Genomic DNA, 23,800 nt, shown 5'->3' with positions numbered 1-23,800 from the left:
CGATGATGACCATTACATTACATGTAAAAGGAATGACTTGCGGCCATTGCAAAATGGCAGTGACGAATGCTCTTAAAGAGCTAGACGGAGTACAAAATGTAGAAGTACATCTGCAAGAAGGTACTGTGGATGTAGATTATGATGAAACAAAGGTAAGTTTAGAAAAACTCAAAGAAGCGATTGAAGAGCAAGGTTACGATGTGAAATAACATAAAATCCCCTCCAAGTAAAACTTGGAGGGGATTTCACTTACTACGATAAGCCGTTATTCACCTTTATTGGTTGTGTCGTTAGGATCCGGTGTATAGTTAGATTTGTAATCTTTATATTTTACTTCTGTGACCATTCCAGCTGAAGCATGGTGTAAGTCATGGCAATGGAACATCCAATTTCCCGGATTATCCGCTTTAAACGCGACTACATATTCTTCACCCGGTTTTACATTCAAGGTATCCTTAATCAATGGAGAGCCTGCAATTGGCTTGCCATTTTTACTTAATACTTGGAAGAAGTGTCCGTGTAAATGCATAGGATGTAAATCTTTCGGTGAATTGTTTACTAATTTTACTTTTACTAGATCTCCTTTCTTCACATTTACAGGTGCTGTTTCAGGATAAGTTTTCCCATTAATCGTGAAGATCATGCCATCTTTGCCCATCGCTGTTCCTAAATCCATGGTGTACTCTACATCATATTTTTGGTCTAACGTAAATTGGCCTAATTCATGTTTTCCGTATTTTGTCATATCAACGATAGGGAGGTCTTTTTTTGCATTTTCTTTATCCGTATTGTTTGTCTGGTCTTCGTATTGAATTTTCACTTTCATGCCATCGGTGCCTTTCATATCACCATGGCATTCTAATAACCATTCACCCGGATTATCTGCTGTAAATTCAATATCGTACCGTTCACCCGGAGCAATATTTAAAAGTTCATCTTTGATTGGCTGCGGATCTTTTAACGGCTGCCCGTCTGTTGCGACAATTTTGAACTCATGACCATGCAGGTGGAGTTTGTGGGACATGTATCCTGCGTTTACAAGGCGAAGCCGCACTTTTTCGCCCTTCTTCACTTTTAAAGTTTCTACAGCGGGACCACTTTTCCCGTTAATCGTGAAAATATCATACATACTCATATCATGGCCCATGTTGCTCATATCCATATGTTGGTTATCGGAGCTATTTCCATGTCCCATATTACTATGATCCATACTACTCATATGCATATTTCCTTCATCCGGATTGCTCATCCATTCATCTAACACAAGTGTATAATCTCGATCTACTTTTTCCTCATTCTTAGGCTCTACGATTAATGTACCGTATAGCCCCTTGTCCACTTGTTTCGCGCTTTCTTGATGGGAATGATACCAATACGTTCCCGGTACGGTTGCAGTAAATTCATACGTAAAGGTTTCCCCCGGTTTAATTGCGTTCATCGTGACACCCGGAACTCCATCTTGGCTATTCGGAACAGGGTAGCCATGCCAATGAATCGTCGTCGATTCTGGCAATTCATTTTTAAAGTGAATTATTACTCGGTCCCCTTGTTTCACACGAATTTGCGGCCCGGGCACAGATCCATTATACGTGTAAACTGGGAGTTTTACTTTATCATTTATTTGTAATAATGCTTCTTTAGCGGTTAAATAAAACTCTTTACCGGATAAAACTTTTGTATTCGTTGCCAAAGGCAGTTGCTTACTGGAGTCCTTGGCGGTGTTTTCCTCCTTCATATTCATGTTTGACATATCGTGCCCCTGCATGGAACTGTGCGAAGTACTATTTGAGCAGGCTGCACCAATAGCAACAACTCCCGCTAAAATAGTTCCAACCAATAATTTCTTCATGTATTTCCCTCCGTAAACAAACATGTGATTGAAATGCTAATATCATCATAGAAAATAAATGTGCAAAATTTATGGAGAAAAGAGTTATTAAGCAATCTTCTTATCCAAATGAAGATGCTTGTATGGGGGGAATTATTGGTTTAATATTCGGCATAATAGTTACAACAGTTGCGTTTATTACTTGTTTTACAATCACAGGCTTTTCTAAGAAATAAGAAGCCAATTAAACAATTACAAAGTTATATTCAGCTCAAAACAATCCTTACTCTATTGATACAGAGACAGGAGAGATATTGGCACCTGATATTATTACTGTGACCATTATTCCAAATGGATATGATTGGAAGAAAGCATTTGAGGTGTATATCAATGCTTTTGATGATACGATCGTAACCCCGCAATCAGATAATTATATGTCAGATGGAGGTAGTAGTGAGTATGGTTGTTCTTGAAACACAAAGGTTGATATTAAGACAGTATGAAGATGAAGATATTACTCCTCTACATCATATTTTTTCTGACCCAGAAACCATGAAGTTTTATCCAGCTCCCTTTAGTATTGAGCAAACTCAAGACTGGATTAAACGAAATCAAGATAGATATCGGAATGATGGTTATGGATTATGGGCGGTTTGTTTGAAGGAAACGAATGAATTGATAGGTGATTGTGGTCTGGTTAAACAAAAAATATATGACAGTATAGAAGTGGAGATTGGATACCACATGAATAAAAAATATTGGTCCAAGGGGTTCGCAACAGAAGCAGCCAAAGCGTGCAAGGAATATGCGTTTTATAAATTGGGTTTAAATAAGCTGATCAGTATTATTGATCCAAGAAACGTTCCATCCATTCGTGTGGCAGAGAAGATTGGTTTCACTATGGAAAAAGAAGTATTTATTTTCGGTAAGAACCATTATATATATTCGGGAGTTAAAGAAAGTAACGATGGGTTATTGAACGAATGGTGCGATAGTTAAATAAGATATGCACAAAAACGCTGCCTTACATCATTAAGGTGGCTTTTTCATTTGGTCGAAAATCAACAATTAACGATAATAGAGCCTTTTAGAAAATTTTAGAAAAGGGGGAATAGCATAGATGTTGAATTCCATAAGGTAGGGGGGGGTGGATATATGTTGCGAAAGTTGTTATTGACAGGAAAAAGAATATCTCTGCGGACACCAACGCACGATGATTTGCCGATTCTGTATAACCTGATATATGGTGTGGAGAATCCAGAATAGAAAAAGTACGATGCCTTTCATGACCGAGTAGTTCTTGTACGGTACGCAAATCAACATTTTCTTTATTTTCTTGTATCAACAAGGTAGCAAACGTATGCCGTAAATGATGGAGTGAGAACCGTTGAGGTGGCAGACCTGCTTTTTGTAAGATTTTCTTAAATATCTTATGTAAACCACGCGGATTCAGTTTTTTACCGTTTTTATTTAAAAATACTGGTTGGGAAGGATGGAGCTGATATTCTTCTAAACTTCCCATATAGCTTTTAATTAATGGGACAACCATGGGATGAAGGGGGAGTAAGCGCTCTTTTTTTCCTTTCCCATATATACGTATCGTGTTGTTAGATAAATCAATTTGTTCCCAAGTTAGTTCAACAATTTCAGATCTTCGCATACCCGTAGTGGCTAACAGTTTAAATAGAAGATGGTTTCGTATCGCCATTCGGCTATTGTCTTGCTCCAAAAAATGAAATAGCTTTCGTAGTTCAGACAAGGACATATAAGTCGGTAATTTACTATCCGTTTTAGGAGTATCAATTCCGATCATAAAATCGTTGTCGATTAGATTTTCTTTGACACAGTATTTACTGAACGATTTCAAACAAGAAATTCTCCGATAGATCGTTCGAGGCTTGACATTTTCTTTTGTAATTTGATGCTGGATGAAGCGACGAACATGTGTTTTTGTAATGTCATGAAGTTGTACAGAATAGCCGTGTTGAATTAAGAAGTTCTCGAAACATCTCAATCATACGCATAACCATCAACGGTGTTAAGTGAATAGTTTTTTTCAATTTGCAAGTACAAAACAAATTCATCAATGGCTTGTCGAAACAACATAAAAAAACACCTCCAGTTGATAATCAACAACCGATGATAATCGGTAAAAAATAATGATAATTCGTAGACACAAAAAATTATGAGGAACTTAGGTTAACAAGTTCCGGATAATTGATTTTATGGGCACTTGAGGGGAGAAACCCTCAAATTTCGGGGAATTTGGTTAGTTTACATAATATAAATTATAGGAAGTTAGAGGTGAATTCATCTCATTATAAAGTAAACTAGTGTCATTGAGACAAAAACAAAAATGAAAAAATCGAGTCCAGCGTTCAGTTTTGGCTGTATCGTATATCATTTATTACCATGAGCATTAAAGCAAAAACATTAATTTTGGTTTGGAAAATATGTCCTTATTGAAAAATGTGAAGCATACATTTTTGCTGCGCCAAGTCAGATATTTTCTGATCTATCAAATTCCCATTTCCGTCACATGTATATGGGTTTGGTAAACCCTGCACTGCCTACGAAAACACCGTTTGCAACGTTGGAATGTACTGGAAATCAGCGAACAAAAATTCAATCCTTCCTCTTGAATAAAAGGAAAATTCCCCCTCTATCCTCGGCATGTAGCTAGGGCCACCAAGATAGTTCATTTTGATACGTGATACGGATCTCGGGAAACGCTATGGACGGAGTTTCCATTACATAAAATATAAAACCACGGACATTTATTCTATTCGCCCGTGAATTCCGTAACTCCAAATGTTTGGTGATAGTCATATCCGTTGAAGTAAATATCCAAGTCATGAAACAATCGGTGAAGCTGGCGCATTGCTGCACGGTTGTCTTCTTTCACAACAATCTTTGCGTTTTCTTTAATAGCTTCGAAGTCTTTCGCAATGTCCTTGTTCGTTATCTTGACGCCTTCTAACGACTGAAGGATTTCACTTGCTGTTTGCGCTTGTTCCGAATATGACGCCGTGTCAATTCTTCCCCAGCAAAGCGTGTCATTGTAAAATTCGTGATATTTGGAAATGAACGAATGTCCGTCCGTTCCGTCCGCAAGCGTCACAACCGCTTTGTCAACGGGTTCGTTCACGACTTTTTTGTCAACGTCTTCCGACTCGTTTGCCGACGCTTCCACCACCGACGATTCGTTGTCGGGTTTCTTCACGATTGATTTTCCTTTGTCCAAGTTCCCCAACACAATGAACACATAAAAAGCAAGAGATGCGACAATGACGCCACCCCCGACAACAATCCCCAATATCCAGCCGATCATTTTTTTCCAACTCACGAAAGTAACTCCCTTCATATCCTTTTCCTACCATTCTACCATTGCGTTTGCGATGCTTCAAGACCATAGCCAACATATAATCAGCGCAAGACGGTCGCCCGCCTTTATATGGCATGGAATAAAAGGAAATTTTGATAATTCCTTTATGTACTCCATTGTTGGGTGAAGTTTGACGATTGCTTCCGCATATGCTAAACGTTTTTTGTCACTATGTAATTGTTTGAAGTTTGTTGCGATTCCTCCGTTTACTTGTAATGTATTAAACTGTATGTACGTATATATTAATATATGCATGCACGGATCCTGCCGCTCGAATCCATCTATCTCTGCCTATGACGGCTCCCCTTTTTCCCTTCAAGCAAGGTTTTCTGCTTCGTCTTCATCTGATTGTTCCGCAATTGGTATGCGATATTTTTTAAATAGTTAAACTATATTGATTAAAATAAATAAAAACGTGCAGCGTTCTTAAATGAATGGAGGAACCGCTGCACGTTTACCCGCTGCATTGTCGTTGCAGTAGGGAAATCATGATATCATCCTTCCGTGTTGATTCATTAGGCAATATCGGTATGACGGTAGCGAACGCCTTTGTATTTTACACGGATTGGCACACCTTTTTCCCGCTTGTATTTCGCCATTAACATTTTCACTTTTGAAAAGGCTTCCATCATTCCAGATGCCAAGATGGCTTCTTCCCATACCACCGGTTTTGCTTGCTCTGTGTAAAAGGAAAAGACATACTGTTTCACTTTTCTCACCTCCCTATTTATCAATTATAATCAAAAACTGTTTTTCCTAAACATAAAAACTGTTACAATTATGTTAACATTTTCTTCTATACAGCAGCAAAAACAGGCTTTCCTCACTTACACGGAAGCCTGTTTTTTCAGTTGCTCTGCATCTTCCATTCTCAATATTCTACGTACGTGTATGAATTGATTGCCTTCCAGTTCTCATCGTACATTCCGAAATTTTTGCCGCGAGGCTTGCCCGGAGATTTCGGTATGTCTTCGGGTTTGGCCACGAACAATGTTTGTCCGGCGGTAGTGAGTTCGGATTTTCATCAATTCCACGCTTTTAAATCGGTGACTGATATTCCGTAATCGCGAGTGATCGTTGCAAGCAATTCGCTAGCTCGAGCCGTATGGGTTATATATTTGCATTTTATAAGGAAATGAGAGGGAAGAAAAATGGCAAATAAGGGAATTTTGTATAAGGAAGGATAAAGATGGGACAGAGGAAAACCGGCATCATGAAGGAATGCCGGTTTTTTGTTTATATTGCTGCAAAACATGGACATATTCTTCTTTGATTTTTTCTTTTTCTAAGGACAACTGTTGGTGCAAATAGTCGATTACCGACTGGTCATCGGCCAATCCAGCGGCAAATTGCCGTTTAATCCAGCGCTCGGCTTCTTCTTGAGCCAGGAATGACCGTTTCTCTTTTCCTTCCTGGCAAACCATCCATGTTTCCTCTGCTTGATGAAAGAAAAACCATTGGCCTTGATGATTGGTAAAAAAGAACCCTTCTGTTTGATCTTTTGTATTGAGCTTGTTTTGTTCCGCATCATGATATACCGGCGTAAGTGGAAACGTGTCGACAACAAAAAGCGGGAACGTTGTTTCATCGACAAAGCAACCGGACGCTTTCGGATGGCCTCCGCCGCCAAACTGCTTCGCAAATTCAGCGACATTCACGGTATCATGAATCGTGCGAAAGCCGATATGTTTCGTTCCCATGTTGACCATGGCGATTAAATCTAAATGAGGACAGCGTTTCGACAGGGCGTTGCCAAGCTCCGACAGATGCCGCTCGGCGAAAACGATGCCGACGCAATAATCGCCAAACCAGCGTTGAACGAGCTGTTTTTGCTTCATGCGAATATAGCGCTGGATTTTCTTTTCTTCCATGTCTAAAATCAGTTCTTCTGTTTCCGTCAAGGAAAACGGTCCATCAGCAGCAAGCCGCTCGCTCATTTTGTCCCAAAACTCATCCAGTCCTAAAATCGTCAATAAATCATTCAGCCGTTTGGCGCGCGTATTGTTCGTTTCTTCCCATTCCCATGTATCATACTGTCGGACGAGTTCGACAAACTCATCGAGCGTTTCGTTCCGCTCAAGTTTTCCCTCACGGATTAAATAGTCGTAAAACAGAGATGTAGCGCACGTTTTCTTGCCTTGTTCGTCGGTCGGCTTGACCCATCCCCATGGATATTGATTAAAATGAAGTGCGGTGACGTGATGGTCGATCACTTGCACATGACCGCCGGCATTGAAACGTTCCGCCAATTTTTGCTCGACCTCTTCACCGACGGCCAAATCGGTAATAAAAAGCTCGGCTTCCCTGTTTTGCTCGTCTTCAAGGAATTGTCTTACTCGTTCATCCAAGTTGCGGTACGAACAAAAGGAAATATTGACTTCCGCGAACGCTAGTTTTGCCAGCAACCCGCAGCCGATTCCATCTAAATCGCTGTCGGTAAACAATTTCACCATTCAGCACCCATCCTTTTCTTTACAAACTTTTATACAATAGTTTTTTCAATAAAGGGAATAAAAAGTCAGGAAGTTGTTCGACATTTGGCACGAGCACACTATGCTTTCCATAAATGTTTTGAATCGTCTGCCGTTGTCCCTCATCCATTTCCCCGTTTGCTAAAAAGACGTTGATTACTTCCACTCCTTGTTTGCGCGCTTCTAAGACGGCCTCATGCGTATCGATAATCCCGTTTTGTTCATAGCCGTATGCGGCTGGCTCTCCATCGGAAAAGACAAGTAAAAATTTTTGTTTTTCCGTACGTTCAAGGAGCTGTTCCGTCATGATGCGGATCGCAAATCCATCGCGGTTATCCTCCCGCGCTTCAAGCTGCATGATCGCCGGTCCGTACTGTTCTTTGCCCGATTGAGCAAAAGAAATGACTGTTTGGAAATAGTTTGGCTGTTTTGTTTCCGTTGCTTCATTTGGGTCTTCCCAAAAGCCGACGATTTGATGTGGGACAAGCAAAGATTTTAATGCTTCATGGAACAAAACAATTCCTTTTTTCGTTTCTTCCATTTTATCGTACATCGATGCCGAGCAGTCGACGAGCAAGGTAAAAGCAGCGTCTATGCGCGGAGATGGCTGCTGCTTTTTATAAAACAGGCGCGGCTGTTCTTCTGTCCAAAAACGAAGCAGTTTTTTATGCAGGCGGCCGGCATGCAAATCGGTACGCGGCTGAATTTTTTTATGTTCGAGCGTTTTCTCGATCATTTGTTTTAATTTTTTTTGGTACGGCAAAATCTCCGTTTTCATTTGTTCATATGCGGCGATATGTTCGCGTGAAGGTGGATATGGAACGAGAAAGACCGCCTCCGCATATCGGTTTTCCTTGCCATAAATCTTCCCTTTACCGCTGCGGTCGTAGTCGTCGCTTCGCACGACCTCGTTTCGTTTGGCGTAATCGTTCCGCTTCGTTTGCCGCGCGGAACCTTGCACCATCGCAAGCGCTTGGTCTCCGTCCTCGCCTGGGCGCGCGCTACTTCCCAATAAATCCGTCCGTGAGCCTCGTTCCAGTTCAAAGCGGAAAAAACTTTTCGCCATATCGCTTGTTTCGCGGTGCCATGTCGGCATTTCCTGCTCATGGACATCTTCATCGCCGCGTTTTTCTTTGTCGAGCACATCGCAGTTCGCAAGCGGATCCGTACGCTTTAAATCAGACAAGGTGAGTCCTGTTTCTCCGCTGTCATAGCTGTTTTCCGGCAGATAAAAATAGGTGTTGAGCATATCGCTTTCGAGTATTTCGCCGAGCGCTTCCGTAATTTGCAGCGTGATGCGGGACACTTCCTTTGTCGAAGCAGCATCAAAATACTGCGGAAGCGTCCGACGAAGCCACGGCATCATGCGGTCGACCGCCTCGTTCATCGCGGGAATGTCTTCCACCGGCGAATCGGATGTCAATAATAAATAAATGGCGGAAAAAAGGGCATCGGTATAAACGCTTCTTGTTAAATTGGCGCTCAGTTGGCTTTGGAAATAGCGGCGGTATACTTCGCGGCGGGTGCGAAACCATCTTTTTGTGCCAGGCCGCTCCTTTTTGCAAATCTCTTCTAAGCGCAAATCTTCGGCCAACATAAACAGCTGCTTTGCAAAATGAGGAATGGCCGTCTGTTTTACCTGATCGAGAAAAAGGATGACTTGTGCCATATCGGTATGAAAGAGTGTTCCGACGGTTCGTAAGCATACATCGCTCTTTAGGCCATGTTCTTTTTCTTCCTTTGGACGGTTGTCCCAAAAATGGCTGACGTAAATCTTCCGACCGCGAAAGTCGACATACGATTGAAAGCCGAATTCGATCTCCCAGTCTCCGCTCCTTGCCAATGTTTTCGCCAAATCAGACAGCTGCATAAACAAAAAGGAGTCAATTTTTTTATCGTTAAATAAAATAAACGGTTTCATGGCTGCTCCCTCATTGTGCAAACAACGTTTCTGCAATGTTGCGTACCGCTGCTTTTTCACGATCGTCTTCTAGTTTTTCCACAATGCCACGTTCGATGGCGCGTAGCGGCGGCAAATAGACGGCTAAATCGCACGTATCAATGAGCGCGCGAATCGAAGCGGCTTCTTCAGAGATTTGTCCGTTTCTCACTTGCGTAATTAAATCAGCAGACAAGGCAACAAAACGATCGATCAGCTTTTCGTCCGTTAATGTAGTTTGTGCCAGCAAGACAGATTTTAATGTATCCCCTTGAATATACGGAACCTCAATGACGACAAAGCGGTTTTTTAACGCTTCGTTGAGCGGCACGGTGCCGACATATCCTTCGTTGATGGCAGCGATCACACCAAACGTTTCTTTTGCTTTTACCACTTCCCCGGTAAATGGATTGGTAATCATTTTGCGGTAATCGAGGACACCGTTTAAAATCGGCAATGTTTCTGGCTTTGCCATATTGATTTCGTCAATATATAATAAATGTCCTTTTGTCATTGCCTGAATGACAGGACCTGGAACAAACTCGATTTCCGTTTTTCCGTCACGGTTTTGAATCGTTTTAAAGCCGAGCAGCGCTTCGGCATCCAAATCGACGGAGCAGTTAATGCTATGCATCGGCTGGCCGAAGATGGAGGATATCGTCTCGGCTAGCTTTGTTTTGCCTGAGCCTGTTGGACCTTTTAAGAGCACATTTTTCCCAAGGGCCAGCGCCACAATGGCATCATATAGAATCGCTTCATCGGAAGCGGTGTAACCGCCTTTTCCGATCAGATCGGCGTCATTGTCATTGAGAAATGCGTTTTTTCGATATTGGATGATTTGCTCAATTTTCTCTGGCAGTTTCACACAGTAGTCTTCCTTTCTCTTAACAATTACGGTTATTATTCTACTAAATGTCCTATTTTCACGCAAAAAAAATATTTATATACAATAAATATGTTATGTAAAATAAGCAGAAAAAGAAAACAGAGAGCCGTTACCGTACCTTAATAGCTCCCTGTCAGCTGAAATTATCCTCAATCGCTTTGCGGATGAGCGCCGCACAGCGGTCTAATTCCGCTTTTAACTGCCGTTTGTACAGTTTTGCTTTTTCATATCCGCCATCGGCAAAGCGGTAATATACCACTTCTTGATATTTCATTCCCTCTTTTTTCTGTTTCACTTGTTTTAAAATTCCATCTTCAATCAGATCATGCAGCGCTTTGTACACTTCTGAATGATTAGGGCGATATCCATATGGCTTAAACTCCTGACGCAGCAAGTCTAAAATTTTAAGTCCATATAAACGTTCCTGTTCCGTTAACGTGATTAAATATAATTTTAAAAACGCACGCTGTTTTAGCAGAAAACCGCTTGGTGTCCGTTTCTCTCCCATTTTTCTTTCCTCCTTGTATATTTGCTTTATTATATTTCCTTCTCTTAGGCTGAAATCCTTCTTTTGAGATGATTTTTTATTTAGAACATGGATTTATTATATCATAAAGAAAAAGGGAAAGAGGCTCCCTCTTTCCTTTCCAAAGCGGTATTAATAAAAGACGATCGTTTTGTTCCCATGAATAATGACACGATCTTCTAAATGCCATTTCAGGGCGCGGGCGAGCACTGTCTTTTCAATGATACGACCTATGCGTTTCAGATCTTCTGGATGATGGCGATGATCGACGCGGGCGACGTCTTGTTCGATAATCGGCCCTTCGTCCAAATCATCGGTCACGTAGTGCGACGTGGCGCCGATCAGTTTTACCCCGCGTTCATATGCCCGCTCATACGGTCTGGCTCCGACGAACGCGGGTAAAAACGAATGGTGAATATTGATGATTCTCCCCGGAAACTCAGCAACAAAAGCTGGCGATAGTATTTGCATATAGCGGGCGAGTACAATTGTGTCGATTTCATATTGTTTTAACAATTCGATCTGTTTTCGTTCCGCCTCCGCTTTCGTTTCTTTCGTCACTGGGATATGAAAGTACGGAATGTCCATTGATTCCACCGTACTGCGCAAATATTCGTGGTTGCTGATGACAAGCGCAATATCAGCGAAAAGCTCCCCTGCCTGCCATTGCCATAATAACTCGAGCAAACAGTGTTCTGCTTTCGACACAAATATCGCGATTCGTTTGACATCATTATGTAAGCGGAGGCGCCAATCCATATGAAACGACGCGGCGATAGAATCAAAAGCGGATTCGATCTCTTGCTTTCGCACCGCGATATTCGGGCAATCAAATTCGATTCTTAAGAAAAAGGTGCCTCCTTCAGGATCGGTGGAATATTGGCTCGATTCCACAATATTTGCGCCCTGCTCGTATAAAAACGATGTCACCGCCGCAACAATACCTGGTTTGTCCGGGCATGAAATTAATAAACGAGCCCGGTTTTCATAGGTTTGTAGAAATGATTGCCAGCGATGTTCACGAAGTGTTTGCATATAGCCATTTTCCCCCTGTATATTATTTATCTTTCATCATATAAAAAACATCATATAAAAAAACGGTCGGAATGCCAACCGTTTTTTTATTTATTGCCCTTATCGTCCGTCTCAAATAAGGATAAATATTCTCCATATCCTTCTTTTTCTAAATCTTCTTTTGGAATAAACCGTAATGCAGCGGAATTAATACAATAACGGAGACCGGTTGGCGCCGGACCGTCGTCAAAGACATGGCCCAAGTGGGAATCCGCTTTACGGCTCCGCACTTCCGTTCGAATCATTCCGTGGCTTAAATCAAGCTCCGTTTTAATGTTTTCCGGATGAAGCGGCTTTGTGAAGCTCGGCCAACCGCAGCCCGCATCAAATTGATCTTTCGTACTAAAGAGCGGTTCCCCGGAAACGATGTCTACATATATTCCTTCGCGTTTGTTATTCCAATATGGATTGTCAAACGGTGGTTCCGTCCCATTTCGCTGCGTCACTTCAAATTGAAGAGGAGTTAGCTTTTTCCGCAACATTTCTTCCCGCTTTTTATCCCGCCAGTGTTCTTTTAAAAACGCATCACGGCCTGAGCCGATCCGGTAAAGTTTATAGCGAAGCGGATTTTTCTTATGATAATCTTGGTGATACTCCTCCGCCGGATAAAACGTGGATGCCGGCAGGATTTTCGTCACGATCGGTTTTGAGAAGCGACCGCTTTCTTCAAGTTCCCGCTTCGACTTTTCCGCGAGAAGACGCTGTTTTTCGTTGTGGTAAAAAATTGCCGTACGATATTGCGGACCGCGATCGTGAAATTGTCCGCCGTCATCGGTCGGATCGATTTGCTGCCAGTAGATGTCGAGCAGTTTTTCATAGGGAAATACGTTCGGATCAAAGGTAATTTGCACCGCCTCATAATGGCCGGTTGTTTTCGAACATACTTCTTCATATGTCGGGTTTTCTTTATGGCCGCCGGTATACCCGGAAACGACGCGAATGATTCCCGGCTGCTCTTCAAATGGCGAAACCATGCACCAAAAACAACCGCCGGCAAATGTCGCTAATTCATATCCCATAAGACGCATCCCTCCTTTTTATTTATCATATCAAAAAGGGCACCTTTTTATTTATCATATCAAAAAGGGCACCTTCCTCCAAACAGAAAGGTGCCTGTCCATCTAATCATTATTTCGTTAAATCGCCGGCTGGGCCGAAAAATTCGTAATGAATTTGTTCGTCCGAAACGCCCCATTCTTTTAGCGCACGGTAGACGGCTTTCATAAACGGAATCGGTCCACAGAAATAAAAATCTGCTTCTTTATTCGATACAACCGATTGTATCCAAGGCAAATCAATAAACCCTTCTTTTCCAAAATAAGGATGGTTCCGGTCTTCCTCCGAAGGCGATTGATAGCATACATGATACGAAAATGTCGGATGTTCCGCTAAATGGCGCAACTCTTGATCGAACGCGTGAACGTTTCCATTAATCGCCGCATGAATAAACGTTACTTGGCGATTAGGTTGACGCGAAACAACTGTGCTTGCCATGCTGAAAAGTGGAGTAATGCCCACGCCGCCGCTAATGAGCACGACCGGTGTTTCTTTTGACATATCGAGTGTGAAAACGCCAGCTGGTGCGCTTAATTCAAGCACATCCCCTTCTTGAACATGATCGTGTAAATAGTTGGATACAATCCCGGCTGGTTTGTCCGCCGTTGCCGCTTCTCTCTTCACACTAATGCGGTAATATCCTTTTCCAGGCGCATCGGATAAGCTGTATTGACGAATGTGAGTATATTTTTCCCCTGGAATAGAAACTTTGACACTGACATATTGTCCTGGTAAATACTCGCTAATTTCCCCACCGTCTTCAGGAACGAAATAAAACGAGGTAATGACATCGCTTTCTTTTACTTTTTTCTGAACGATGAAACGGCGGAAATCTTTCCATCCTCCCCGTTTGGATGCGGCTTCTTCATACAATTGAGCTTCCACCTTAATAAATACATCTGCGATGGCCTGATACGCTTCTGCCCAAGCATTGATGATTTCGTCTGTCGCCGCCTCTTTAAGCACATCTTTAATCGCAAGCAACAGATGTTTGCCGACAATCGGATAATGCTCTGGTTTGATTCCCAGACTTCGATGCTTATGAGCGATTTGTTCGACGACAGGCAAAATTGCTTCCAGCTGATCGATATATTTCGCCGCAGCGTAAACTGCTGCTGCAAGCGCTCTTTGCTGCCGCCCCTGTTTTTGGTTGGCATGGTTGAAAATGTTGAGCAGTTCTGGATGATTTGCGAACATGGATTGATAAAACCGCTTTGTAATTTGTTCCCCGTGTTTTTCAAGTACTGGAACCGTTGATTTGACAATTTCAATTGTTTTTTGGCTTAATGTTGTTGTTGTGCTCATTTTTCGCATCCCCCGCAAAACATGTATTTTAAATACATCTTTAATTGAACCATGATTGTTTCTTAAAAGCAATATTTAAAATACATCTTTAACAAATTGTTCACAATTCTTGTTAGGGGATGGATTATGGTACAATAATACTAAAAAAGCTAATTTCAAAGGTGTGAAGTAAATGCAGCTGACCAACTATACGGAATATGCATTACGCGTTCTTCTTTTTTTAGGGGCGCTGGAGCGTGGAGAAAAAACAAATATTAAAGAAATCTCGCGCACTTTTTCTATTTCGGAAAACCATTTAAGCAAAATTGTGTATGAACTTGGCAAACTTGGATATATTGAGACGATCCGCGGACGAAACGGCGGGATTCGTCTCGCTACAGAACCGGAAAACATTCGAATTGGTACGGTTGTCCGCCAAACAGAAGACAACTTATCCCTTGTCGAATGCTTCGCCAGTCATGGCAATCATTGCATCGTCACTCCGGTTTGCCAGCTAAAACACGTGTTGCATGAAGCGCTCGGGGCATTTTTGCATGTGCTGGATTCGTATACATTGGCCGATTTACTTGCCAATAAACAGCATTTACAAGCGATTTTCCGTAAAGGAGAACAATAAGGAGCTTGTTCTAGTGTAAAGAGCAAGCTCCTTTTATTTTTTCAAAATATAAAAGGCATACTATAAGCAAAATCGCTTTCAGGAGGAAAAAACATGAGAAAAAAGTGGATTCTGCTTTTATCAGTATTTTGTCTTATGACTAGTCTTTTCACCGGCTGCGGCAACGATGATGGGAAAGAAGAAAAGCGAAATCAATCGTCTAATATGGGCGGCGGGATGAATACATCGGGAACAGGCCGTTAGTATCCTTTTGTTTGTCACATTTCGCAAAATATATTAATATTAGAGACGTGTGGCAAAATAAGCGATAATCATGAAAAGGAGGTCACAATGAAACGCGTGCAAGATACATTACCACCTTATGTAAAAGTCGAAAACGGCGAACTTTGGCTTACTGAGGATGACCGTGAAAATTTGAAAATCAGCTATCGCATCAAAGACGTTATTTTCTCGGAGCCGTCGGAATTTCAGCATGTGATGATTTTAGATTCCTACGATTTCGGCCGCATGCTCGTCCTCGACGGAGTGGTGCAAACGACATCAATCGACGGCCATATTTATAACGAAATGATTTCGCATATTCCGCTGCAACTGTATCCAGCGGCGAAAAAAGTGTTGATTATCGGCGGCGGTGATTGCGGTGCGGCGAGAGAAGTGGCGAAATATCCACATATTGAAGAAATTCATATGGTAGAAATTGATGAAAAAGTAGTGCAAGCGTGCAAGGCGCATTTGCAAGAGGTGTCAGGTAACTTATCCGACCCGCGCGTAAAATTTATTTACGATGATGGGGTTGCATTTGTCCGAGAACATGAAAACGAATATGATGTCATTATTATCGATTCGTCTGACCCGGTCGGTCCAGCGGAAGCGCTCTTTTCACGAGATTTTTACGCCAACGTCCGCCGCGCATTAAAAGAGGACGGACTAATGGTGTGCCAAAGCCAGTCTCCGATTTTCCATTTAGATATTTTACGTCGGACGTATAACAATATTGGTGAATTATTTCCACATGTAAAAGTATATACAGCAACCGTGCCTACTTATCCAGGGGGATTATGGAGCTTCACGATCGGCTCGACCAAACCGCTCTCCTTCCCGGAACAAGCCGCCATTCCAGCGGATACGAAATATGTAAATGAAGGCATATTAAAACAATGTTTCGAGCTTCCGCAATTTTTAAAAACCGCATTGGAAAAACAATAAAAGAGCAGTCTGAGAGTAGACTGCTCTTTTATTGTAGGGCGCGCTTGGCCACGATAGAAACGGTAATATCATCGGCCGGCGGATTATGCAGCCCGGCGCGGACGTCGCGATAGTAGCGCTGCAGTGGATTGTCTGCAAATAAACTTTGTCCTCCGACAATGCGCATCGCTAAATCAACGACATTTACCGCCGTATTGGTCGCTGTATATTTTACCGCTGCCAGCTCTTCCTTCATCTCTGCTCTTTTTTCTGGATAACGGTCCCATTGGTCGGCAATGGCATACATAAAGTGGCGCACATTCATCAATTGTATGTCCATTTGCGCGATTTTCCGCTGTACTTCCGGCACTTCGGCAATCGGATGCGGCAAGCTGTTTGGCTGGTATGCTTTTGCAAACCGAATCGCTTCGTTGCGTGCGGCAATCGCAATGCCTAAATAGCAGGCAGGGATATGCAAAAGCCAGCCTTGCGCCGGCTGGCCAGCCTTTGGCGTGCCAATGATTTCGACAAGCGCCTCTTCTTCGACTTCGACATTGTCTAAAAAGATATCATCGCTTCGTGTCGCCCTCATCCCAAGCGTATTCCACGTTTTTTCGATCGTTAAGCCGCTTGCCGTTTTTGGCACAAGAAAATTGCCGATCTCGCCCGTCGCTTCGATCGTCGCGGAAATAATAAAATAATCGAGCGCCGGCGCCAGTGAAGCAAACGTTTTGCGCCCGGAAATCACCCAGCGTCCGTTGAGAAATTCCGCGGTCGTTTCCGGTTTGCCGCCGCGCGCCGGGCTGCCGGTCGCTTTTTCGGAATGAGCGCTGTTTAATAGCACCTTCTTTTCTACTACTTCACGGCAAATCCGGGCAAAAACGGGCTCCGGCCATTTTTTCGTCACCGCCAAACTTAACAAAATTCCTAAATGCCAGCCAAGCGACAATGCGGTCGCGCCGTCGCCTTGGGCGATCGTTTCCTGAACGAGAAGAAATTCATATAAGGAAATTTCTTCTCCGCCATATTGCTTTGGTACGGTTAAGGATAGAAAACCAGCTTGTTTTAAATCAAGGAAATTGGCAAACGGAAATTCGCCGTATTTATCATGCCAGGCCGCCCGTTCGTGAAACCTAGCGGCCAGCTCGCGCGCCTGTTCGTATAAATTTCGCTCCCGTTCTGTGCGCAATAGCAAATGATATAGCTCGTTCATTTGTTCTCCCCTTCTCTTCTAGTATGTTTTTATTTTACCTGTTACAGGGCGGGGAAGAAACCAATATGTCTCACAATGCAAAGAAACCGCGGATATAGCGGTCGTCGCCACGATGGTAAAACTCATTTTTGGTTTGATCATACATATATTCTTGCTTCCACGTGTCTGCGTAACGGACGATATGGCGGATGGCGCGGATGATGTCATACACCTCTTCGTTTGTCATAATCGGATGCAGCGAAATGCGTACCCATCCTGGTTTGACAAATAAATTTCCTTGCTCGACTTGCTTCATCAGTGTTTCTGATTGTTCTTTATCAATGCCAAGCAAATAATGGCCGTACGGGCCGGCGCACGAGCAGCCTCCACGCACTTGAATGCCAAAGCGGTCGTTTAACATTTTGACAACAAGATTATAATGCATTCCTTCAATGATAAACGAGACAATGCCAAGCCGGTCTTCGCGATGTCCTTCTAACACACGGACGCGGGGAATTTGTTTTAAATGCGATAGCAACAGGGACGTTAATTCCTTTTCCCGCTTCTGTATACGCTCAACTCCCATTTTCTCTTTTAAGCGAATGGCAAGCGCCGCTTTGATGGTTTGCAGAAACGGAGGCGTTCCCCCGTCTTCCCTCGTCTCAATGTCTTCGATGTATTTATAATTTCCCCATGGATCGGTCCATAGAACCGTCCCTCCCCCCGGATGGTCAGGGATGCGGTTTTGATACAGCCGCGCATCGAAAATAAGCACCCCTGCGCTTCCCGGGCCTCCTAGAAATTTATGCGGTGAAAAATAAATAGCGTCTAGTTTTTCAAGCGGGTCAGCGGGATGCATATTGATCTCGACATATGGAGCGGAAGCGGCAAAATCGATGAAGCAAATGCCGCCGTGTTCATGCATGATTTTAGCCAGAAAATGATATGGGGTTTGGATGCCCGTCACATTGGAACAGGCAGTAAAAGCGCCGATCTTTAACGGGCGGTGCGCGTATGTCTCTAGCAGTTCACGCAAATGGTCAACGTCTACATCCCCATTCGCAGTTGGACGAATCGTGATTACTTCCCCGATCGTTTCCGTCCATGATAGCAAATTCGAATGATGTTCCATATGCGTCACAAAAATAATGGGGCGTTCGTCATCGGCAAGGGAAAGGCGCGCTTTCCACCGTTCAGGCACACGTAAACCCAAAAGCCGTTGCAATTTATTAACAGCGCTCGTCATCCCCGGCCCTTCCATGATAATCACGTCATGTTTTCCGGCATGGACGTGATGTTTAATGATTTCTTTGGCATATTGATACGCTAACGTCATTTTCGTGCTCGTAATGTTGGACTCGGTGTGGGTATTCGCCACCAGCGGCCCAATTTCCTCAATGATTTTTTCTTCAATCGGCCGATAAAGGCGGCCGCTTGCCGTCCAGTCGGCATAAATCAGCTTCTGTTCGCCAAACGGTGTGGAAAACGTAAAATCCGTGCCGATCGTTGCTTCACGAAATGGGCGGAAATACGTCTCTAAATCCCCGCGACATGTAAACGTCGTTTCCCCTATTTTTGCTTTAATTTCCATCGGCCTCCCCCTTTCTCCTATTCATAAAGTATGTTACAACCATTGTTTGGTCCATAAAAAAATCCGCCTGATCAGGGCGGATTTCCTACTCTTTTTTCGTTACCCCATTTGGTTCAGAAATAAGATAACGCTCCAATTGTTTTCTTAAATAGTCAGGAATTGGTTCGCTTTTTTGCGTTTGAAAGTTAAAGTAGACAGTCGTCGCTTCGCCGAGCGCGATTAACCTTCCCGTTTTCTCGTCCAAAATGCGATGGACGAACTGGAAGCTTTTATTGCCGATTCTCGCCACATTCGTTTCAATTTTTAAACGCTGGCCGAAAAACGCCTGGTTGACAAAATCACATTTCGCCGAAGCGAGAATAAAACACCAGTCTTTTATATCGCTTCCATACCCTAATTCTTCAAACATGCGAATGCGCGCTTCCTCCAAATAAATAAAATAGCTGGTGTTGCTGACGTGGCCGAGCGCATCTGTTTCACAAAAGCGAATGTTTATCGTTATTGTATGGGTCGCCATAAACCTCTCCCCTCTCTGTTTACTAACTAGTCAGTATGTTGTTTTTATCATAGCTGGATTTTTTTATTTCGACAACTATTTTTTTATTTTGTTGATTATTTAGCACATAGTTTTGTTTATGATTAAAATAATGGAAAAAGCGGCATCTAACGCAAAAAGCGCGATGCCGTTGCCTTCAAGCCGCTATCCTATCAAAAATGGCAACAGTAGATATGCAAGAGCCGATAAAACTCCGCACAATAAGGAAATGCGCAATTTATATTTGGCATAGCCCATTAGATCCATCTCCATAATCGACGCTGTGGTGATCGTCGTATCCCCTAGCGGAGATGCGAAAGCGCCAAACGTTCCACTTGCAAACACCGCTCCAATCGTCATCGCCAGCGGTGCTTCTGTCGCTTTGGCGAGCGTGATTCCAAGCGGCATAAAAATCCCCCATGTCCCCCACGAGGAGCCAATAAAATAAGAGACAAACGATCCGATCACGAATACGGTGGCGGGCACAATTTCTTTTGGCAGCCATGTCCCAAACCTAGAGGAAACGTAAGCGGAAAAACCTAACTCATCAGCGACCAATGATACGGCCCAAACGAGAAGAAGCATCCCAATCGGCGCCATTAATTGATTGCCTCCGGCAAAAAAATGATAAATCAGCTCATGCAGCGGTTGTTTGCGTACAAGATAAAAAGCGGCAGAAATCATGATTGTTACAAACAGGGCAATGAGCATCACCAACATCGCATCGGCTAGCGAAAATGCGTCGACAAACGTTCTTGCACCTTTTCTTTTCCCATCATGCCAAAAGAAAAAGAATGTCAGCACGAGCACAAGAAAAAGCGGAAAAAATAAATGAAGCGGTTCTCCTGCCACCAGTGCCAGCTCTTTGCGCAGCCCCAGCCCGTGAAGCTCGTTTGTCTTGTCTTTTTCTTTTTTTCCTTCCTTCTTTCCAATCTTCACGTTCATAAACGTGGTAAACAGCCCGACTCCTAACGCAATAATGGCAAAAAAGTTGTATGGCAGGCTTTGCAAAAACAATTGATAGGCTGATGCATCGATTTTGTTTTGCTTCAGCGCCCCTGCCACAACCGACGTCATAAAGCCGACAAATGCGGTCGCTGCCGGAAGAAGGACGATAATCGGCTCGGTTGACACGTCGATAATATAAGCCATTCTCCTTCTGTCGATCCGGAACTTTCCAAGCACCGATTTCATCACTGGACCAAGCAGCATAATGCGAAACATCGGCATGAAGAAAGTAAAGGGAACGGTGAGCCAAATAAATAACAGCAGTCTCCGCTTCGAATGAAGCTTTTCCGCAATCCACTCCACAAAGCCTTTTATTCCGCCGGTAATCTGCATCATCCCAATTAAGGAACCAAACAAATACAAAAACACCACCACTTTAATATGCTCGATATCGCTGATTGTTTCGAGCATTGCCAATACAGCGTGTTCCACCGCCGCAAGTACGCTTTTTTTCAAACAAATCGCTCCGACGATCAAACCGATGACAAGACCCGGCAAAATTTCTTTCAGCCAAATCGCCAGCGGAATGATGATGAGAAACGGCAATAATGACAGCCATGTTCCTTCCATTCCATTCACCCTTTCATCGTTAAAAGGATGGCCATAATTACGGAAATTTATGATCATTAGAGTTGATTATTTAGAACATAGTTTTTTAAATTAAATAAAAATAAAAAAGAAACAGGCATTTGCCTTCAATAAGACAAATGCCCATTTACTTGCGCCGCGCAAAATCAACAAAGCGGAATTTATCAAGCCGGTGCCGTGACTCCGTATATTGAAACAGTGTCGCGTCATTTAAATAAACGTAGTTTTTGACCACGACAATATAGTCATATCCGCTGATATCTAAATATTTTCGGTCTTCTTCATTCACCCGGTCGACAAATATTTCTTTTTTCGCAAAGCTGATGTGTAATTTCAGCTCTTTCTCTAAATATTCGTAAATGGAATCTTCGCATATTTTTTTTGTCAGTGTCGGCACATATTTTTTCAGAAAAAAGTCTTTGTCTAAAATGATGCGTTCTCCTTCGATTTCACGCGAACGGATGACTTTCCATATTTCGTCTCTGCCTGCCGCTTGCAGCTGTTGTTTTAAGTACGAATTGGGTTTTATTATTTCCAGCTCATGGACAATCGTTCGCACCGGCTGTTTCATGTTTTGCGCCAGTTCTTTAAAACTAACGAGCCCAGAGATAGGAAAATTATACTTTCCGACATCTAAAACAATCGAGCCTTTTCCTTTCATTTTTTGAATATAGCCATGCTCAGAAAGCAGATTAAGCGCTTTGCGAATCGTCTCCCGTGACGTGTGATAGCAACCGGCTAGCTCATGTTCGGACGGCAGTTTATCATACGGCTTCCAATGACCTTGGCGGATCTTTTCGACAAGGTCGTGATAAATCGCTAAATATTTATTTTCATGCATCTCGCTCACCGACATGTATTGTATCACGATTTACTTAAGTAATAAACTATCGATTCATACGGACGAAGTTGGATCGTGCGAAACTCGCTTGGCGAGTCGGCGTAGTTCGACAGCAATATTTCTCCCGCGTAGCCGTCGATCTCTACGTCATCCGGCAGGACAAACGTCGTCTCTTTACCGTAAAAATTGTTGACAACAAGCAGCTTTTCCTTCTTGCCGTTGCGCAAATAGGCAAAAATTTGCGGATGGTCGGCAAGCAATAGCTGATAGTCTCCGGTCGTAATAATGTCATATTGTTTGCGCAGCTGAATCAAGCGCTGATAATGATAGAAAATCGACGTCGGATCCTCGAGCGCTTTTTTGACGTTAATTTGTTTATAGTTGTCTGCGACGCGAATCCAAGGGGTTCCGGTCGTAAACCCGGCGTGCTCGCTGTCATCCCATTGCATTGGCGTCCGTGAATTGTCGCGCGATTTTCGTTTTAAAATTTCCAGCACTTCTTGTTCGCTTTTGCCTTGTCCTTGCAAAATGCGGTACATATTGAGCGACTCCACATCGCGGTAATCGTCAATGCGCTCAAATTTCGGATCGGTCATGCCGATTTCTTCGCCTTGGTAAATATACGGAGTGCCTTGCATCAGATGAATGACGGTAGCGAGCATTTTCGCCGACTCTTTATGATACTTTCCGTCATCGCCATAGCGCGACACAATGCGCGGTTGGTCGTGGTTGCACCAAAAGAGCGCATTCCAGCCCCCGCCTTTATGCATTTGGACTTGCCATTCCGATAAAATCCGTTTCAAGGCAAGAAAATCGAAATCGGCGACCGCCCATTTTTCCCCGTTCGGATAATCTACTTTTAAATGATGGAAATTAAACGTCATGTTTAGCTCATGGCGATTTGGATTCGTATATTTAATGCAATGGTCAATCGTCGTTGACGACATTTCCCCGACCGTCATGATATCGTATTTTGAAAATACTTCGCGGTTCATTTCTTGCAGAAACTCGTGAATGCGCGGCCCGTCCGTGTAAAATTTACGGCCGTCTCCCGGCGGCACCGAACCGTCATCATCAGGAAAACGCTGGTCCTTCGAAAGCAAATTAATGACATCCAATCGGAACCCATCGACGCCTTTTTGAAACCAAAAATGCATCATATCGTAAATGCGGCGGCGGAGTTCCTCGTTTTCCCAATTTAAATCGGCTTGCGTCACGTCAAACAAATGCAAATAATACTGCCCGGTTTGTCCATCATATTCCCATGCCGAGCCGCCGAACTTTGATTGCCAATTTGTCGGCGGGCTTCCATCCGGCTTCGGATCGCGCCAAATGTAAAAGTTTCGGTATGGACTTTGTTTTGACGAACGCGCCTGCTTAAACCATTCATGTTCCGTCGACGTATGGTTGACGACCATATCCATGATCAGCTTCATACCGCGTTTGTGCACTTCTTCTAGCAGGCGGTCAAAGTCATCCATCGTCCCATATTCATGATGAATTTGAAAATAGTCGCTAATATCATAACCGTTGTCGCGCTGTGGTGACTTGTAGATCGGCGTCAGCCAAATGACATCGACGCCAAGAAGCTTTAAATAATCAAGTTTCTCGATGATTCCTGGCAAATCGCCGATTCCGTCACCGTTTGTATCGTTGAAGCTTTTCGGATAGATTTGATACACAACCGCTTTTTTCCACCATGGTTGCTGTTCCATGCTGTCATCACCTCATTTAATTTATTGGATAAAAACGATACCATTGGTGGGGATGCACC

Annotated in this window: 24 protein-coding genes and 1 pseudogene; 6 read left to right on the top strand and 19 right to left on the bottom strand. The window is 43.2% G+C overall.

All coding sequences use genetic code 11. The annotated features are described in order from the left end of the window. The first annotated feature begins 5 nt into the window (after positions 1-5). Entirely contained in the window at positions 6-209 is a 204-nt protein-coding gene (gene copZ / locus HT574_RS10150) for a copper chaperone CopZ (RefSeq protein ID WP_175244585.1), read from the top strand. A gap of 56 nt (positions 210-265) precedes the next feature. Here the strand turns inward: copZ and HT574_RS10145 are convergent, their stop codons facing one another. Next, positions 266-1,849: a multicopper oxidase family protein gene (locus HT574_RS10145; RefSeq protein ID WP_175244497.1), complete on the bottom strand. Its 1,584-nt coding sequence runs from the start codon at positions 1,847-1,849 to the stop codon at positions 266-268. 293 nt (positions 1,850-2,142) lie between these two features. Here HT574_RS10145 and HT574_RS10140 point away from each other — a divergent pair, with 293 nt between their 5' ends. After that, positions 2,143-2,301, top strand: coding sequence for a hypothetical protein (locus HT574_RS10140; RefSeq protein WP_175244496.1), 159 nt, complete (start codon positions 2,143-2,145; stop codon positions 2,299-2,301). After that, a complete protein-coding gene (locus HT574_RS10135) occupies positions 2,288-2,827 on the top strand; it encodes a GNAT family N-acetyltransferase (protein ID WP_175244584.1) in 540 nt (179 codons plus the stop codon). Before HT574_RS10140 ends, HT574_RS10135 begins: the two co-directional genes overlap by 14 nt. Before the next feature lie 88 nt (positions 2,828-2,915). On the opposite strand, the gene HT574_RS10130 is transcribed toward HT574_RS10135, so the two are convergent. From HT574_RS10130 to hmpA, 12 genes and pseudogenes are all read right to left on the bottom strand, one after another. Further along, entirely contained in the window at positions 2,916-3,695 is a 780-nt protein-coding gene (locus HT574_RS10130; RefSeq protein ID WP_254698653.1) for a tyrosine-type recombinase/integrase, read from the bottom strand. 6 nt (positions 3,696-3,701) lie between these two features. Further along, positions 3,702-3,842, bottom strand: a pseudogene (locus HT574_RS19920) (tyrosine-type recombinase/integrase); the annotation flags it as partial. After that, positions 3,839-3,934, bottom strand: a complete 96-nt coding sequence (locus tag HT574_RS19915; RefSeq protein WP_254698639.1) for a site-specific integrase — start codon at positions 3,932-3,934, stop codon at positions 3,839-3,841. The pseudogene HT574_RS19920 and the gene HT574_RS19915, both read right to left, overlap by 4 nt. Before the next feature lie 676 nt (positions 3,935-4,610). After that, on the bottom strand, positions 4,611-5,174 hold the full coding sequence (locus tag HT574_RS10125; RefSeq protein WP_175244495.1) for a hypothetical protein: 564 nt from the start codon (positions 5,172-5,174) through the stop codon (positions 4,611-4,613). A 554-nt stretch (positions 5,175-5,728) separates the two neighbouring features. Next, positions 5,729-5,923: a hypothetical protein gene (locus HT574_RS10120; protein WP_017434079.1), complete on the bottom strand. Its 195-nt coding sequence runs from the start codon at positions 5,921-5,923 to the stop codon at positions 5,729-5,731. A gap of 501 nt (positions 5,924-6,424) precedes the next feature. Further along, positions 6,425-7,666 carry a DHH family phosphoesterase gene (locus HT574_RS10115; RefSeq protein ID WP_175244494.1) on the bottom strand — a complete coding sequence of 414 codons (1,242 nt, stop codon included), beginning with the start codon at positions 7,664-7,666 and terminating at the stop codon, positions 6,425-6,427. Between the two features lie 19 nt (positions 7,667-7,685). Then, on the bottom strand, positions 7,686-9,605 hold the full coding sequence (locus HT574_RS10110; protein WP_175244583.1) for a vWA domain-containing protein: 1,920 nt from the start codon (positions 9,603-9,605) through the stop codon (positions 7,686-7,688). A 10-nt stretch (positions 9,606-9,615) separates the two neighbouring features. Further along, positions 9,616-10,482 carry an ATP-binding protein gene (locus tag HT574_RS10105; RefSeq protein ID WP_217499500.1) on the bottom strand — a complete coding sequence of 289 codons (867 nt, stop codon included), beginning with the start codon at positions 10,480-10,482 and terminating at the stop codon, positions 9,616-9,618. A gap of 160 nt (positions 10,483-10,642) precedes the next feature. Next, complete coding sequence (locus HT574_RS10100) at positions 10,643-11,017, bottom strand: replication termination protein (RefSeq protein WP_017434075.1); 375 nt, start codon at positions 11,015-11,017, stop codon at positions 10,643-10,645. Positions 11,018-11,167: 150 nt separating this feature from the next. Continuing rightward, entirely contained in the window at positions 11,168-12,070 is a 903-nt protein-coding gene (gene purU, locus HT574_RS10095) for a formyltetrahydrofolate deformylase (protein WP_175244493.1), read from the bottom strand. 86 nt (positions 12,071-12,156) lie between these two features. Continuing rightward, positions 12,157-13,128, bottom strand: a complete 972-nt coding sequence (gene msrA / locus HT574_RS10090) for a peptide-methionine (S)-S-oxide reductase MsrA (RefSeq protein ID WP_175244492.1) — start codon at positions 13,126-13,128, stop codon at positions 12,157-12,159. A gap of 109 nt (positions 13,129-13,237) precedes the next feature. Continuing rightward, the gene (gene hmpA, locus HT574_RS10085; RefSeq protein WP_175244491.1) at positions 13,238-14,470 is read right to left on the bottom strand and encodes an NO-inducible flavohemoprotein; all 1,233 of its coding nucleotides are present in this window, start codon (positions 14,468-14,470) and stop codon (positions 13,238-13,240) included. A 172-nt stretch (positions 14,471-14,642) separates the two neighbouring features. Here hmpA and HT574_RS10080 point away from each other — a divergent pair, with 172 nt between their 5' ends. The 3 genes from HT574_RS10080 (at position 14,643) to speE (ending at position 16,292) form a co-directional block, all read left to right on the top strand. Continuing rightward, positions 14,643-15,086, top strand: coding sequence for an Rrf2 family transcriptional regulator (locus HT574_RS10080; protein ID WP_175244490.1), 444 nt, complete (start codon positions 14,643-14,645; stop codon positions 15,084-15,086). Positions 15,087-15,179: 93 nt separating this feature from the next. Then, positions 15,180-15,329 carry a hypothetical protein gene (locus tag HT574_RS10075; RefSeq protein WP_175244489.1) on the top strand — a complete coding sequence of 50 codons (150 nt, stop codon included), beginning with the start codon at positions 15,180-15,182 and terminating at the stop codon, positions 15,327-15,329. Positions 15,330-15,416: 87 nt separating this feature from the next. Then, the gene (gene speE, locus HT574_RS10070) at positions 15,417-16,292 is read left to right on the top strand and encodes a polyamine aminopropyltransferase (RefSeq protein ID WP_175244488.1); all 876 of its coding nucleotides are present in this window, start codon (positions 15,417-15,419) and stop codon (positions 16,290-16,292) included. A gap of 28 nt (positions 16,293-16,320) precedes the next feature. On the opposite strand, the gene HT574_RS10065 is transcribed toward speE, so the two are convergent. The 6 genes from HT574_RS10065 to treC all read right to left on the bottom strand — a co-directional run bounded on the left by HT574_RS10065 (position 16,321) and on the right by treC (position 23,741). After that, the gene (locus HT574_RS10065; protein ID WP_175244487.1) at positions 16,321-17,484 is read right to left on the bottom strand and encodes an acyl-CoA dehydrogenase family protein; all 1,164 of its coding nucleotides are present in this window, start codon (positions 17,482-17,484) and stop codon (positions 16,321-16,323) included. A gap of 70 nt (positions 17,485-17,554) precedes the next feature. After that, entirely contained in the window at positions 17,555-19,054 is a 1,500-nt protein-coding gene (locus HT574_RS10060) for an aminotransferase class V-fold PLP-dependent enzyme (protein ID WP_175244486.1), read from the bottom strand. A gap of 85 nt (positions 19,055-19,139) precedes the next feature. Then, entirely contained in the window at positions 19,140-19,571 is a 432-nt protein-coding gene (locus HT574_RS10055; protein ID WP_175244485.1) for an acyl-CoA thioesterase, read from the bottom strand. Positions 19,572-19,754: 183 nt separating this feature from the next. Next, positions 19,755-21,167 carry a Na+/H+ antiporter NhaC family protein gene (locus HT574_RS10050; protein WP_175244484.1) on the bottom strand — a complete coding sequence of 471 codons (1,413 nt, stop codon included), beginning with the start codon at positions 21,165-21,167 and terminating at the stop codon, positions 19,755-19,757. Positions 21,168-21,312: 145 nt separating this feature from the next. Beyond that, on the bottom strand, positions 21,313-22,026 hold the full coding sequence (gene treR, locus HT574_RS10045) for a trehalose operon repressor (RefSeq protein WP_175244483.1): 714 nt from the start codon (positions 22,024-22,026) through the stop codon (positions 21,313-21,315). A gap of 23 nt (positions 22,027-22,049) precedes the next feature. Beyond that, a complete protein-coding gene (gene treC, locus HT574_RS10040; protein WP_175244482.1) occupies positions 22,050-23,741 on the bottom strand; it encodes an alpha,alpha-phosphotrehalase in 1,692 nt (563 codons plus the stop codon). Between the last annotated feature and the right edge of the window lie 59 nt (positions 23,742-23,800).

It is taken from the genome of Parageobacillus sp. VR-IP, from assembly GCF_013357975.1.
GTDB classification, from domain to species: Bacteria; Bacillota; Bacilli; order Bacillales; family Anoxybacillaceae; genus Saccharococcus; species Saccharococcus caldoxylosilyticus.
The sequence above is the reverse complement of the archived record's forward strand: the minus strand, read 5'-3'. Positions and strand labels throughout refer to the sequence as shown.

Bases quoted from the DNA above. Each gene is read 5' to 3' on its own strand.
- copZ (WP_175244585.1), top strand. From the start codon at position 6: ATGACCATTACATTACATGTAAAAGGAATGACTTGCGGCCATTGCAAA.
- HT574_RS10145 (WP_175244497.1), bottom strand. From the start codon at position 1,849: ATGAAGAAATTATTGGTTGGAACTATTTTAGCGGGAGTTGTTGCTATT.
- HT574_RS10135 (WP_175244584.1), top strand. From the start codon at position 2,288: ATGGTTGTTCTTGAAACACAAAGGTTGATATTAAGACAGTATGAAGAT.
- HT574_RS19915 (WP_254698639.1), bottom strand. From the start codon at position 3,934: ATGTTGTTTCGACAAGCCATTGATGAATTTGTTTTGTACTTGCAAATT.
- HT574_RS10115 (WP_175244494.1), bottom strand. From the start codon at position 7,666: ATGGTGAAATTGTTTACCGACAGCGATTTAGATGGAATCGGCTGCGGG.
- HT574_RS10110 (WP_175244583.1), bottom strand. From the start codon at position 9,605: ATGAAACCGTTTATTTTATTTAACGATAAAAAAATTGACTCCTTTTTG.
- HT574_RS10100 (WP_017434075.1), bottom strand. From the start codon at position 11,017: ATGGGAGAGAAACGGACACCAAGCGGTTTTCTGCTAAAACAGCGTGCG.
- purU (WP_175244493.1), bottom strand. From the start codon at position 12,070: ATGCAAACACTTCGTGAACATCGCTGGCAATCATTTCTACAAACCTAT.
- msrA (WP_175244492.1), bottom strand. From the start codon at position 13,128: ATGGGATATGAATTAGCGACATTTGCCGGCGGTTGTTTTTGGTGCATG.
- hmpA (WP_175244491.1), bottom strand. From the start codon at position 14,470: ATGAGCACAACAACAACATTAAGCCAAAAAACAATTGAAATTGTCAAA.
- HT574_RS10080 (WP_175244490.1), top strand. From the start codon at position 14,643: ATGCAGCTGACCAACTATACGGAATATGCATTACGCGTTCTTCTTTTT.
- HT574_RS10075 (WP_175244489.1), top strand. From the start codon at position 15,180: ATGAGAAAAAAGTGGATTCTGCTTTTATCAGTATTTTGTCTTATGACT.
- speE (WP_175244488.1), top strand. From the start codon at position 15,417: ATGAAACGCGTGCAAGATACATTACCACCTTATGTAAAAGTCGAAAAC.
- HT574_RS10065 (WP_175244487.1), bottom strand. From the start codon at position 17,484: ATGAACGAGCTATATCATTTGCTATTGCGCACAGAACGGGAGCGAAAT.
- HT574_RS10060 (WP_175244486.1), bottom strand. From the start codon at position 19,054: ATGGAAATTAAAGCAAAAATAGGGGAAACGACGTTTACATGTCGCGGG.
- HT574_RS10055 (WP_175244485.1), bottom strand. From the start codon at position 19,571: ATGGCGACCCATACAATAACGATAAACATTCGCTTTTGTGAAACAGAT.
- HT574_RS10050 (WP_175244484.1), bottom strand. From the start codon at position 21,167: ATGGAAGGAACATGGCTGTCATTATTGCCGTTTCTCATCATCATTCCG.
- treR (WP_175244483.1), bottom strand. From the start codon at position 22,026: ATGCATGAAAATAAATATTTAGCGATTTATCACGACCTTGTCGAAAAG.
- treC (WP_175244482.1), bottom strand. From the start codon at position 23,741: ATGGAACAGCAACCATGGTGGAAAAAAGCGGTTGTGTATCAAATCTAT.